The sequence below is a fragment of the Mucilaginibacter gotjawali genome, assembly GCF_002355435.1.
Classification (GTDB): domain Bacteria; phylum Bacteroidota; class Bacteroidia; order Sphingobacteriales; family Sphingobacteriaceae; genus Mucilaginibacter; species Mucilaginibacter gotjawali.
The window spans coordinates 5,335,446-5,348,492 of the sequence record NZ_AP017313.1; the positions used below are offsets into that span (position 1 = coordinate 5,335,446).

At 41.2% G+C, this 13,047-nt stretch carries 11 protein-coding genes; 3 read left to right on the forward strand and 8 right to left on the reverse strand.

The genetic code is table 11. The features are described from left to right. Position 1 precedes the first annotated feature (1 nt). From MgSA37_RS29240 to MgSA37_RS23530, 7 genes are all read right to left on the reverse strand, one after another. A complete protein-coding gene (locus MgSA37_RS29240) occupies positions 2 to 1,285 on the reverse strand; it encodes an ABC transporter ATP-binding protein (RefSeq protein ID WP_232010723.1) in 1,284 nt (427 codons plus the stop codon). After that, complete coding sequence (locus MgSA37_RS23505) at positions 1,285 to 2,148, reverse strand: ABC transporter permease (protein ID WP_096355592.1); 864 nt, start codon at positions 2,146 to 2,148, stop codon at positions 1,285 to 1,287. Before MgSA37_RS23505 ends, MgSA37_RS29240 begins: the two co-directional genes overlap by 1 nt. Next, the gene (locus MgSA37_RS23510) at positions 2,141 to 3,262 is read right to left on the reverse strand and encodes a glycosyltransferase family 4 protein (protein ID WP_096355594.1); all 1,122 of its coding nucleotides are present in this window, start codon (positions 3,260 to 3,262) and stop codon (positions 2,141 to 2,143) included. The genes MgSA37_RS23505 and MgSA37_RS23510 overlap by 8 nt, the downstream gene beginning before the upstream one ends. After that, on the reverse strand, positions 3,255 to 5,042 hold the full coding sequence (asnB, locus tag MgSA37_RS23515) for an asparagine synthase (glutamine-hydrolyzing) (protein ID WP_096355596.1): 1,788 nt from the start codon (positions 5,040 to 5,042) through the stop codon (positions 3,255 to 3,257). The genes MgSA37_RS23510 and asnB overlap by 8 nt, the downstream gene beginning before the upstream one ends. 154 nt (positions 5,043 to 5,196) lie before the next feature. Beyond that, positions 5,197 to 5,712, reverse strand: coding sequence for a UpxY family transcription antiterminator (locus MgSA37_RS23520; RefSeq protein ID WP_096355598.1), 516 nt, complete (start codon positions 5,710 to 5,712; stop codon positions 5,197 to 5,199). A 15-nt stretch (positions 5,713 to 5,727) separates the two neighbouring features. Further along, a complete protein-coding gene (locus MgSA37_RS23525; RefSeq protein ID WP_096355599.1) occupies positions 5,728 to 8,160 on the reverse strand; it encodes a GumC family protein in 2,433 nt (810 codons plus the stop codon). Continuing rightward, entirely contained in the window at positions 8,161 to 8,850 is a 690-nt protein-coding gene (locus tag MgSA37_RS23530; protein WP_172885365.1) for a polysaccharide biosynthesis/export family protein, read from the reverse strand. 183 nt (positions 8,851 to 9,033) lie between these two features. Here MgSA37_RS23530 and MgSA37_RS23535 point away from each other — a divergent pair, with 183 nt between their 5' ends. The 3 genes from MgSA37_RS23535 (at position 9,034) to gap (ending at position 12,115) form a co-directional block, all read left to right on the forward strand. Then, positions 9,034 to 9,786, forward strand: coding sequence for a glycosyltransferase family 2 protein (locus MgSA37_RS23535; RefSeq protein WP_096357705.1), 753 nt, complete (start codon positions 9,034 to 9,036; stop codon positions 9,784 to 9,786). 120 nt (positions 9,787 to 9,906) lie between these two features. Then, positions 9,907 to 11,010: an MraY family glycosyltransferase gene (locus MgSA37_RS23540; RefSeq protein ID WP_096355602.1), complete on the forward strand. Its 1,104-nt coding sequence runs from the start codon at positions 9,907 to 9,909 to the stop codon at positions 11,008 to 11,010. A gap of 112 nt (positions 11,011 to 11,122) precedes the next feature. Next, the gene (gene gap, locus MgSA37_RS23545) at positions 11,123 to 12,115 is read left to right on the forward strand and encodes a type I glyceraldehyde-3-phosphate dehydrogenase (RefSeq protein WP_096357707.1); all 993 of its coding nucleotides are present in this window, start codon (positions 11,123 to 11,125) and stop codon (positions 12,113 to 12,115) included. 111 nt (positions 12,116 to 12,226) lie between these two features. Here gap and MgSA37_RS23550 read toward each other — a convergent pair whose 3' ends face one another. After that, positions 12,227 to 12,853, reverse strand: a complete 627-nt coding sequence (locus MgSA37_RS23550) for a hypothetical protein (RefSeq protein ID WP_096355604.1) — start codon at positions 12,851 to 12,853, stop codon at positions 12,227 to 12,229. Positions 12,854 to 13,047: the final 194 nt, after the last annotated feature.

Here is a 13,047-nt window from a genome sequence, read left to right on the forward strand (position 1 = left end):
ATCAGTCATCACTGCCTATGGCAGTACGCACGCCGTTGGTATTCGGCAGGTTTATTATTCCCAGGTTATTGAAGTCATACGCACTGCTCCATTCTTCCAGCACTTCAAACGAACTGATATCGGTCACAAAAAACCACTCAACATTCCCCAGCGAAAAATTGGTATGGTTGGTATTGTGCCCGCCAACGGCTACGGTGTAAGTTCCCGGCCTTAAAAAATAGCTTTGCAGCTTTATATCCGAGCGGTAATACCCGGGTTCAATCGCTGTAGATTCTTCCAGGTCCTGAACCGTCAGCACCCTTACGCCATCTTTAAATAAAGTAAGCGAGATGCGGAAGCCCGGCAAGTATTTAAGACACTGGTATTTAATACAAACATTTATTTCATCCTTTGGTGTTATCGCAACATCCAGGGGGCTGCCGTTTACCGTAACGCTTTTTATTTTGATAGTGTCAGCGAGAGGACCGATAGCAGCAATTCCCGATTTTGGGTCCAGCGAACTGTTCATATAATTCCTGATGGCTGCTTCGGTGTTACCGGTAAAAGCTATTTGCCCGTTGGTGAGCAATATTCCCTTATCGCATAACTGCCGTACGCTCCCCATGTTGTGGCTCACAAACAAAACGGTTTTTCCCTCGCCTTTACTCACATCGCCCATCTTTCCGAGGCATTTTTTCTGAAACTCGGCATCGCCAACGGCCAGTACTTCGTCAACTACTAAAATTTCAGCCTCCAGGTTGGCCGCAACAGCAAATGCAAGCCGTACATACATACCGGATGAATATCTTTTTACCGGGGTATCAATATAACGGTCGACACCTGCAAAGTCCACTATCTCATCAAACTTCCGTTTAATCTCTGCCTTGCGCATACCCAGGATGGCGCCATTCAGATAAATATTTTCGCGCCCGGTCAGTTCAGGGTGAAAGCCGGTACCTACTTCCAGCAAGCTGGCAACCCGGCCCTTAATTTTAACCGTCCCGACGGTTGGCGAGGTTACCCTGCTTAAAATTTTTAACAGGGTGCTTTTACCCGCACCGTTTCGCCCTATAATCCCTACTGCATCACCCCGTTCAACCTCAAAATTCAGGTCGCGTAAGCTCCATACAATATCGCTTGTGCCTTTTTGAGTGCGGTCATTAAGTTCGCCTATTTTTAAAAAGGGGTCTTCTTTGCCGCGGATCCGGGCCCAGTAACGTTCAAGGTCGCGCGAAATGGTTCCGGTACCAAAGTCTCCTAACTGGTACGCTTTCGACAAATTTTCAACCTTTATTACTTTAGTCATTATACGGTATCAACAAAATTTTTCTCCACCCGGTTAAATATAATGGTGCCGATGATCACAACAATTATCGTCGCGCCGGCGGCAAATCCCAATAACCCCCAATTGAAACTGCCCTCGCCCAAAAAGCCTTTTCTAAACGTTTCGATAACTACTGTTATCGGGTTGTATTTAATTAGCCAGCTATATTTAGGATATTTTGCCTGGGCAACGGTTAACGGATAAATTACCGTGGTGGTATACATTAAAAGCGGTACAGCAAAGCTTACCACAAAGGTAAGGTCGCGGTATTTGGTAGTTACCGCAGAGATCATCATCCCCAAACCCAAACCCAATGCGGCTATCAATACGATGAGCACCGGGAACAGCAACAAGTAAAAATTGGGTTGTATCGGGTATCCCTGGATACTATAAATAACCATCAGCAATAAAAACAAAATAAATTGTACACCGAACCTGATCAGGTTTGAAAGTACAATACTCAGCGGCATAATCAACCGCGGAAAATATACCTTACCCAGCATTGCCGAATTATCTTTAAATACAGTCGAAGTTTTAGTTAAACAATCCGAAAAATAATTCCAGATGATGGTTCCTGCTAAATAAAATACCGGGGGCGGAATTGACCCGGTGGATATTTTGGCAATATTGGCAAAAACGAAATTGAAAAGGACGATAGTAGCCAGTGGCTGCAAAAAAAACCAGAGCGGACCCAATACCGTTTGCTTATAAAAAGCCACAAAATCCCTTCGCACCAATAATACAAGCAGATCCCGGTAATGCCATACATCCTTTAGTTTCAGGTCAAGAAGATTATTCCTGGGGCTGATTTCAATGTCCCAAATTTCTTCCCCCGGCTTATCCATTATTTATTAGTTTTTCTAAGTTCTCCATATAATGTTTTTCATTAAAATGCAGCAGGCATTGCGTCTGCAGGTATTTCCGGGTCTCCTTGGTTAAAGCTGTTTTTAAAAAAACAGTTAAGGCATTTTCCAATTCTGCCAGGTCGTCCGGATTTATGGCTTTCCCTAATTCGCCGTTGCAGATGGCATCAACACTCCCATCAACATTTCCGCAGATAACAGGCAGGCCGCAAGCCAGCGCTTCAATAAAAACAATTCCAAAACCTTCTTTTTTACTCGGCAATACAAACACATCAGCCAGTAAAAAATGATCGGAAAGTTCGTTTTCATCAATAAATCCGGTAAGTATTACCTGTTCTTCCACTTTATGATCTGAAATGAGTTTCTGAATCCTGCTCTCTTCGTTGCGATCATACTTTCCGGAAAGGATATATTTTATGTCCGGATATGTTTGTTTTAAACGGCCTATCACTTTTATCACCTGGTCGTGCCCCTTATACTGCTCGGTTGAGGCCAGGCGGGTTAACGTAAATAGTACAGGATTATCTGCCGTTATTCTATACCGCTGTAATAAATGTACCGGTTTTGTAAACGTTTCCGGTAGCCTCATAAACGGATCAACCGCATTGTTTAGAACGACACACTTGGCAGGGTCGGTTTGATGCCTGCTTATCATTTGCTGCCGGGTAAAGTTGCTCACACATATCACCTTGTCGCAATGTTTCAGCAGCGCAATTTTAACGCGGGATAACGGCCTCCATACCTCAATACCGTGTGTAATCAGCCAAACTTTACATTTAGGGTTGATGATTTTCAGTAGCAGCCCTACCGACGCCAGGTTAATATGTGTCAATATAACTACATCAGGCTTTTTCGACTGAAATATCGTCCTGAAAATAAAGTTCAGGCGCATCAGATTAAAGCCGACAAAATTATCAGCAGGCAAATATTGGGGCATTAAATCTTTATCGGAATCGTAAACGGACCATAATCTAAAATCCCATTCGTTGTTTTTGGCAAGGTTATATAGCGAATGGGCAAGCGTACGCGTCATTTTTTGGATACCACCAGTAGTGCTAAACGTTTGCAAAGAAAATAGTACTACTTTTTTAGACATGTAATTGAATTTGGTAAAGCGCAAATACCTTTGACCAGTGCATCTGGCCGCTTTTAAATTTCAAAACCTCATTCTGGGCAAACTTACCTTTGTATAATTTTTCGTTGCTGATCTCGATATGGCGGCTCATCCACTCTTGAAAAGGAAACGTAAAACCCATTTTTGGCCTGTTCCAGGTCATTTCCGGTAAAATTTCCTTAAAGCTATCAATTAATATCTTTTTGGGCTGGTTTTTACTGAACCTTATTTCAGGCGATATTGTCTTCACCATTTGCTGAAAATCCTCATCCAAATAGGGCACCCGCACTTCAAGGCCATGGCTCATGCTCATTACATCGGTATCCCTCAGTAACTGGTTTTGCATATAAAGATTACTTTCAAACCAGGCAGCATGTTCCTCATTGTACGGACCGAGGTTATTTATATCGGCTTCATTAAATAAAATTTCGCCTACCTCTTTTGTATCCATGTTCAATATGCGGGCAATATCAGCAGGAACAAACAGCGCCCGTAACAATAAATAGTCGGCCAAATAGTGTTCATGAGATAAAAAAGAGATTTTTCTGTACCTGTCTGTTTTAAAATAATTTGCTGCGCGGAACAATACTGATGGTATTTTCCTGAGATATTGCAGGTATTTTATCCTGTTAAAAGAAGGGTATCCGCCAAATAGTTCATCGGCTCCAACTCCGGAAAGTACCGCCTTCAACCCATCTTCATGCGCATACTTGCTGATGAACCATGAATTTATTCCATCAGTTGTCGGCATGTCCATATCCGAAATTATCCTGGGAAAAAACGTTTCAAAGTCCTGTTGTTGTACCAAATGCGCATACTTTTCGCCACTAATCTGGTCTAACACAATATTCTGGTAAGCGCGTTCATCGTAACTTTTTTCGTTAAAGAAAATAGAAACTGTTTTTAACTGTTGTTCTTTTTGCTGATTTGCCAGCAATGAAACCAGGCTTGAGTCAACGCCTCCGCTTAAAAAAACGCCGATAGGCGCATCAGCTATCAGCTGCCTGTTGATGGCCGCTTTCAAACTGTTTCGAATATAGTCTTTCGCATCCGTGGCATTGGTGATATAATTTACAGCGGGGGGATGGTAAAATTCGGCAATACTAAAGCTGCCTGAATGATGATCCCACGACAGGTAATGCCCTTTCTTAAGGCTTAAAACGCCTTTTAAGGTGGTATACGGTTCGGGAATATGTCCGAAAGCTAAAAATCTAACGGCCCAGGCCGGATCCTGCCCGGTTGCTATGCCCGATATTTTGAAGGCTTTAATTTCCGAGGCAAAACAAAGCGTTCCATCCCCGGCGTAATAATATAGCGGCTTAACCCCTGTAGCGTCCCTTACAAGAAATGTTGTTCCCTCTTCCTTATCATATAAAGCAAAAGCAAACATGCCCCGCAGTTTTGAAAAAGACGAAATGCCCCATTGCAGGTAAGCATTGATAATAACTTCGGTGTCGGTATTTGAGTGAAATAATACCCCGGCTTTTAAAAGTTCTTCTTTAATTTCACGATAGTTATAAATCTCGCCGTTAAAGGTTATCCAAACTCTTTGTTTACCATCTGCCATGGGCTGGTGCCCGTTCTTGCTAAGATCTATTATGGAAAGCCTCCTGTGCCCGAATACCAGGTTCGCGCCTTCATCTGAAAACACACCTCCATCATCAGGACCACCATGTTTTAAGGAATCACACATAAGTGTAACCTTCTCAATAAGTTCATTTTGTTCAAGCCTTTTTGATATTATTCCTGCTATCCTACACATATAAAAAATACATTCACAGCTTCGCCGCGTAAGTCACACTTAAAAAGCACAACCTATTATAATTCAGCAATTTAAATGCTGCATTCAATTAAAACATTTGGGCATTAATATAAACAAAATGCCTCTGCTACTTATTTTAACTATTCAATCAATGTTAAACCCTGTCTATCAACGATGCTGAAACGTGTACAATTATGGAGTAACCCAAATTCTCTAAACGTAAGGCAAGTTGTTTTTGCGACCGGTAAGAAATAATCTCACCTTTAAGGCCTTTCAATGGCCCGGCTTTAATTATAATGTTTTCCCCGGGTTGCAGGTCCTGTTCGGTAACCTCCAGTTCATATGGGCTGGCGATCAGTAATTTAAGCTCATTTATCTGGCGATCAGGCATTGGTGTAATTCTGCCTGAGAAATATATAAAACGCGCTATTCCTTTGGTCATTAATACTTCCGTCTGCTCATGTTCCTTAATCCGTACAAATAAATATGATTTAATAAACGGCTCCTCCACCCATTTCTTCCTATCGCTCCACTGTTTAAGTTGCCGCTGCAATGGCAAATAGGCTTCAACACCTTTTTTTATCAGCGCTTCAAATGCTTTTTTTTCAGAACGGGGATGAGTATAAACCGGGTACCACTTACTTAAACCTGCAGCTGATTTTAATGGCATAATTTTTTTCGCCTGTTATCTGTTGAACCACCTTCTGATATCCCACCAATGTTTCTTCTTTTCATCTATATAATAGCCTGAGCTTTCATACCCGCTGTAATCAGAATAATAATAATACCTTGAACCATAATTATCACCGGTAAACTTGGTAGTGTAGTACCGGGAATGCAGCAGATCTTCGGAGTATGCATTCAACACTATTACAGTATTGTCCAAATGATATTCCTGCGCAATACGCTGCGGAACAGTTGCCGAATAAAATTTTGATTTTCCTGAGCGAATTACAAACAGGTTAATATCACTCATCCTGATCAGCGGTATCGCATCTGAAACCAACCCGATGGGCGCCGTGTCGATCATAATCACATCATAAATAGTTTTCAGCTTTGTTATTAACTCGGTCATCCTGCCTGAATGCAAAAGCTCGGAAGGATTTGGCGGCACGGGGCCTGATATGATGAAATCAAGATTCTCCTGCGAAGAATGCATTATAATATCTTCTGCTTCACATTGGTTGGCCAGGTAGTTGCTTAAGCCAATATCATTAGGCACCTGGAAGGTTTTATGCAATTTTGAACGACGCAGATCGGCTGCTATTAGTATTACTTTTTTATTGATAAGGGATAACGTGCTCGATAAATTTACGGCCACAAATGATTTTCCCTCCCCGGCTACTTCGGACGTGATACAAATGATCTTGTGCTCTTTTTCGGACGACAGGAAGCTTAAGTTGGTACGTACCGAGCGGACAGATTCCGCAAAAATGGACTTGGGCCGTGTAATTGCAAGAATTTGTGAGCTATATTCATCAATTTCTTCAGGAAATTTCCTGATTACCCCGATAATAGGAACAGTGGTAAGACTTTCGATGGTTTCCTTGTCGTATATATAAGGATTCAGTACCCTTATCAGGATGATCAGCCCCAGGCCAATTACGAGACCAAAAATGATGCCCGTGCGGCGGATGCTGTGTTCATCAGGTGATACCGGGCCGAAATTAGGCTGGGCCAGGTCAATGATTGTGGCGCCCGGTAAAATTCCGGCGCTATTGATCTGGGCATCTAATTTTTTTTCAGATAAAAAGGAGTAAACTTTATCATTGATCTCAAAATCCCGTTTCAGGCTAAAAAGGTCCCTTTCTGCTGCCGGCATTTGTGAGATTTGCTGATTTATTGGTGCAATCTGGGTATCAAGGTACTTTGCTTTATTATCGATAACATTGCGGGAACTATTTAAACTGGTTAAAATGTTATTTTTTGCGACTAAAATTTGCTGGTTTAAATCAGTAATTTGTGGAGAATTGGGAAGGTATGTTTTTAACAATGAATATTTCTCGGCAAGCAGGTTATTCAACCCGGCCACTATCTCATTAAGCTGCGGATCAATCAAACCGCCAAGGTTAAAACTAAGATTTGCATCCCCTTTTTCTTTGATAATTTGTTGTTTTAGCTGATCGATTGCCAATAATTGTATTTTAAGCAATGAAAGTTGCGTTTCAATATCTTTGGCTTTACCCATCGCCTGTTCGGATGCCGACCCCACATCCATAATTTTTTTATTCTGTTTAAATTGCTCAATAGAGTTGGCTGATCCCTTAACCTGACTTGAAAGAAAATCCAACTGGCTATCGATAAACTGGATCATATGCGTCGTAGAAAGGGTTCGCTGATTACGATCGTAATTCAGGTATTCTTTCATAATAGCGTTCAATATATCAGCGGCAAACTGCGGGTTTGAGTCAACCTCGTGCAAGGCGATCATGTTAGAGTTTTTGGCTGTCTCGTTTGCCTGAAAGCCACCCCGTATCCTGCCGATAAAGTCATTGGGCGAATTCAACTTAAATAAATACGAAACGGTTGACGGAAGGCCGCCCGGGTATTTTATACTAAATGCAGTGGGACCAATAGTAAACGGAACGTTGTATTTGCAAACGTATTGAATGTCTTTACCGCCGTTTTTATAACTGATGTTAAATGACTTGTTGTTGATCGGTTTATAAGTAATCAGCTCATGAAAAAAATTCAGGCTATCAAATTTTATTAATTCAATATCAAGCGGTTTTTGGGGATACAACTCATTTGTGCGGTTAAGAACGCGCCCAACAATATAAAAACTAATGCGGTAGTCGAGTTGTTTGATGGCGCTCTCCAAAAGCGGGGTGCTTTGTAAAACGATAGTTTCCGTTTGGATCCTGGAAGCGTTCGCCCTGTCTGAGGCAACTCCCGCCCCGGTTATATCTGCCATCTCAGATTTTTTTTCCTCAAACTTCATCGTACTTGAGGTGGCAAATGTTTTCGGCGTGTACCACAAATACACATTAGAAATGAACATACAAATGGTTACTGAACCAACAATCCAATACCATCTGCTTAACAGAATCTTGCCGATCTTAAAATAATCGATCTCCTGGCTCGGCAGCTTATGCTTAATCTTATCGGTTTCTTCCATTTACTTACGCACAAGAGTGAGGATGATCAGCGCCGTATTAAACAAAATTAACGCCGGCTGTATCAATGATGAAAAATTCTGTAAGTTATCCGTACGAGTAGCCCGCTTATTTTGGGAAATGTAAATGATATCTCCGCTCTGGAGCAGGGCAGCTGGATCATTTATTGCCCCAATGTCGTTCAGATCAATAACGGTAACATGCGGATTTTGCTCGCTACCCCTTATTATTTTGATGTTTTTTTCATTTGCCTTTTCGGTAAGCCCCCCGGCTTCCCCTATCAGTTCAATAAGGGTAGTTTTATCTTTAGTAAGCTGGAAGTTGCCCTGAGATCTGATCTCGCCCAGTATGGTAACCTTTAGATTAACAATTTTTAAAGCGATAATGGGTTGTTTAAGGAACGTTTTCCGGTAAAGTTCCTCAATCTTTTTTTGTGCTTCATACCTTGTCAGCCCCACAACCGCTACGTGGCCCAAACCTGTTAGCGCTACAGTCCCATCCTCTTCAACCTGGTAGGTTTCTGATTGAGTTGTAGCCCCGCCCTGAGAAGAAACAGCGCCTTGTGCAGGCGTAAGGTCAACAATATTTTTACTGTTTTGCAAATTCCGGATCTCCAGGATATCCTGCGATTTTATGTGGTATTGGTAGGCAGTAACTTCGGGCTTCAAGGCCGCAGTGTCTGCTGAAATCATTTTCCTTTGCTGAAAAAGCACCTGGTATTGCTGGTTGGAACAAGATGCGCAGGATAAAATTACAGCTAAAATTAAATATAGGTAAATTAATTTATGCATACACACCTGTTCTTTCTTAAGATTAAATTATTAGTAAACAGCTTCAAATTTACGTAATTTTGCCGCTATAAACACTTGTATTTTTTGTTTAGTCCTGATTTAAAAATTTCCCTGATCACCGTCTCTTTCAATGCTGAAAGCACAATTGAGCGCTGTATTCAATCTGTTTTGGCACAATCCTTTAAAAACGTCGAATATATAATTATTGACGGAGCTTCAACTGACAATACGCTTCAAATTATCCACAAATACAAACAGCATATACAAATTTTAGTATCTGAACCCGATAAGGGCATATACGATGCCATGAACAAAGGCATAAAAATGGCTACGGGAGATATTATCGGCATGCTTAATACAGATGACTACTTTGCTGACGCCCAAGTTTTAAAGGATATAGCGGGCCAGTTTACCGTAAACAATGCCGATATTACCTATGGCGACCTGGATTTTGTTAATAATAAAGGGGGGATAGTGAGGAAATGGAGATCGGGCAAATATTTCTCGGGCTCGTTTAATTGGGGATGGATGCCTCCACATCCTACATTTTACTGTAAAAAGGAATTGTTTCAACAATTTGGCTATTATAGCCTCGGGTACGGTACTGCTGCAGATTATGAGTTGATGTTACGATTCATGCATAAAAACGGGTTAAAGGCAAGTTACCTTAATAAAGTAATAATTAAAATGAAAACTGGCGGGGCAAGCAACAAAAATCTTAACAGTCGCGTAAAAGGATTATTGTTTGATCTGAAGGCTATGCGCAATAATGGCATAAAAGCACCTTTACTAGGGTTAATATTTAAACCTTTACGTAAGATTAGCCAGTATTTTTAATTGAAAATTAATATGTTAATATGTTTATAATTTACCTTCAAAATAATTATCAAATGTTAGTTACTTGCACCTATCGATTGATAATTGATTTGATAAGTCTCCCTAATTTTTCTAAGTAAAATGATGGAATTTTTACATAATTATACTATTGTTTATTATATCCTGATAGTTCTGATTTCCATCTTCATAACAGCGTTCGCCATCCCCTCTATTTTACACGTGGCGCGGTTCCGCCACTTATATGATGATCTGGGCCATTTCAGGAAAACTCATGATCATGGCATCCCGCGGCTTGGCGGTGTAGCTATTTTCGTTGGCTTTACTATAACTTCGCTTTTGCTGTGCATGACAGATAAATCGCTGCCGATCAATTATTTACTTACTGCCTGCATTATTTTATTTGCTATGGGGCTAAAGGATGATCTTTCGGGTGTAAATTCAAGTACTAAATTCATTATCCAGCTCATCGTTTGTTTCATCCTGGTAGTTTTAGGCAATATAAGGCTTACCAGCCTCTATGGCGTTTTTGGCATTTATGAACTTTCCTATTTTTTAAGTGCCGGTATTTCCATTTTGTTGATACTCGCTATAGTTAACGCTTTCAATTTGATAGATGGCATTGACGGCCTGGCCGCTACAACCGGTATCGTTGCCAACAGCGCATTTGCTGCCCTGTTTTTATACATCCGTCAGTTTGAACTGGCTGCTGTTTCGCTGGCGATGGTGGGTGCAATCATCGGGTTTTTAAAATTTAATATTACTCCGGCAAAAATATTCATGGGCGATACAGGTTCATTATTGATCGGGCTGATCTCCGCAGTAATGGCCATTAAGTTTATGGAAGTAAACCACGTGGCAGCCAGAACATCGCCTGAGATTTTTGCAGTACCTGCTATAACGTTTGCCATTTTAATTGGGCCGATATTTGACACTGCCCGTGTTTTTATCGTGCGTATTTCAAATGGCGTGTCGCCGTTTATTGCCGACCGCAACCATATTCATCACCGCATGCTGAAACTGGGTTTCAATCATTTACAAACCACGCTTATTTTATCCGGCATCAACGTTATGTCGATAATAACGGTGCTTTTATTCAACAACTACAGCAGCTCGGCACTAATCCTTTTGATTGTCGCCTTTTCGCTGATCTTCAATTGGAGCATCACCTTTTTTATCCGCTCAAAAGAACGCGAAAACCTGGCACTGCGCAACTTATTTTTATAGCCTGATCTTGCCTGTAACGTTCAGCTTATTGTAAATACTATTCTTTAAGGCGGTTATTACCCCGGCCCGCTACCTTATTTTACTTAAATTTGCAGCCTTATAAATCGATATGATAAGGATTGCTATAAACGGTTTCGGGCGTATAGGCCGGATATTTTTAAGGAATATTATCCACACGAAAGATATTAATGTGGTGGCGATTAATGATCTTGCCGACACAAAAACACTTGCCCACCTTTTTAAATACGATTCCGTTCATCATGGCTTTAACGGGACGATAACATTTGATGATGACTATCTTTTTGTAAATGGCCATGCTATTGAGGTATTTTCCGAGAAAGACCCGGCTGATCTGCCATGGAAAGAACTGGATATCAACCTTGTAATTGAGTCAACCGGTAAGTTTACTTCAATTTTGGGAGCATCCAGGCATTTGCAGGCAGGCGCCAAACAGGTTATTATTTCGGCACCCGGCAGCGAAAAAAACACCCAAACAGTAGTATTGGGTGTTAACGATGACACCGCCGACCTGCATTCTCCTATCATTTCCAACGCATCATGTACCACCAATAATGTGGCGCCAATGGTAAAGATCCTGGACGATAACTGGGGGATTGTTAACGGGTATATCACTACCGTTCACTCCATGACGGGAGACCAAAACCTCCACGATGCGCCCCATAAGGACCTGCGCAGGGCAAGGGCTGCTTCCGCCTCTATTATTCCCACAACAACCGGCGCCGCAAAAGCTATTACTACTATTTTTCCCCACCTCGAGGGTAAATTGGGTGGCGCCGGGATCCGCGTGCCTGTTTTAAACGGATCGTTAACCGATTTTACCTGTATTTTAAAAAAACCTGCCACTGTTGAAGAAATTAACGCAGCCTTTAAACAAGCTGCTGAAGGCGCCATGAAAAGGATCCTGGAATATACCGAAGACCCCATTGTATCAACCGATATCCTGGGCAATACTCATAGCTGCATTTTTGATGCACAGCTTACATCCATTGTTGGCGGGCTGGTAAAAGTGGTGGGCTGGTACGATAATGAAATGGGCTACTCAAGCCGCCTGGCTGATTTGGTCAAGCGAATAGCTTCGCTGTAGTCCGAAAGTCGGAAAAGTCCGGGAAGACCGAAAGAAGAACGCCGTAAAATGATTGATAGCTCCCCAAAAAAATACTCGAAGCTACTTTCAGACTTTACTGACTTTCCGGACTTACTTCGTATAAACCAGCACTGCCGCCTCCGACTGGGGCAGGTAGTTTTTTTGATTGTAATAACTAAAGGAGGTAAAAACAACCGTATCATCGGTTTTGCTGATAAAAAAAGTTTGCGCATTTAATGCGTCTTTATTTGAGGCGTATGATTTAAAAAAGGTAAATGGCCGGTTTACATTTATCTTCATCATTTTTACATTATTGATTAACGTATCGCTAACTTTTTTCAATATTACATTGTTTAAATTATCATCCACCCAATCCAGCGTGGTGTTGCCCCCTTGCGCAACGGTTGTAAAATCAAGGCCGTTTAATAAGGTAGTCTTAAAGTCTTCCTGTAAGTGAACCGCTGATATCTTTTGGTAGGCTTCGGAGGTGAATAAAATATCCACATTCTCGTTAAATACCAATGTAAGTTTACTACCCGAAACACTCGTTTTTACTGTTTGCCGGTTAATATTAAACTTAGGCATATGAATGGAGTCATCGTGGCTTAACCCCGAACTTGCATCGGGCGGGGTAGTGCCCGTGCTGTTATTTTTGTTGGTTTGAGGATTAACGTCCCCCTGCTTGCTGCATCCTGCGAGTATTACTGCTGCAAAAATCAACGTAAAAAATAGTTTCATAGCCAGGTTTATTATTCAATCGGTTACTGTTAGTATGCAATTGTTATGCAAATTTTTTAGATAATTGCAAAAACAATAAAAAATGCCTTTCGGACAGGTTAAAAAAGAACTGGTTTTCAAAATTTATTTTTGATTAATAATTAAAAACAAATTAAAGCGGGGAAAAACCTACTCAATTTGGCAAATAACAGCTA

Coding starts and splice junctions, on each gene's coding strand:
- MgSA37_RS23520 (WP_096355598.1), bottom strand. CDS start 5,712: ATGCCATTAAAATCAGCTGCAGGTTTAAGTAAGTGGTACCCGGTTTAT.
- MgSA37_RS23540 (WP_096355602.1), top strand. CDS start 9,907: ATGATGGAATTTTTACATAATTATACTATTGTTTATTATATCCTGATA.
- MgSA37_RS23550 (WP_096355604.1), bottom strand. CDS start 12,853: ATGAAACTATTTTTTACGTTGATTTTTGCAGCAGTAATACTCGCAGGA.
- MgSA37_RS29240 (WP_232010723.1), bottom strand. CDS start 1,285: ATGACTAAAGTAATAAAGGTTGAAAATTTGTCGAAAGCGTACCAGTTA.
- MgSA37_RS23530 (WP_172885365.1), bottom strand. CDS start 8,850: ATGATTTCAGCAGACACTGCGGCCTTGAAGCCCGAAGTTACTGCCTAC.
- MgSA37_RS23525 (WP_096355599.1), bottom strand. CDS start 8,160: ATGGAAGAAACCGATAAGATTAAGCATAAGCTGCCGAGCCAGGAGATC.
- MgSA37_RS23510 (WP_096355594.1), bottom strand. CDS start 3,262: ATGTCTAAAAAAGTAGTACTATTTTCTTTGCAAACGTTTAGCACTACT.
- asnB (WP_096355596.1), bottom strand. CDS start 5,042: ATGTGTAGGATAGCAGGAATAATATCAAAAAGGCTTGAACAAAATGAA.
- MgSA37_RS23505 (WP_096355592.1), bottom strand. CDS start 2,148: ATGGATAAGCCGGGGGAAGAAATTTGGGACATTGAAATCAGCCCCAGG.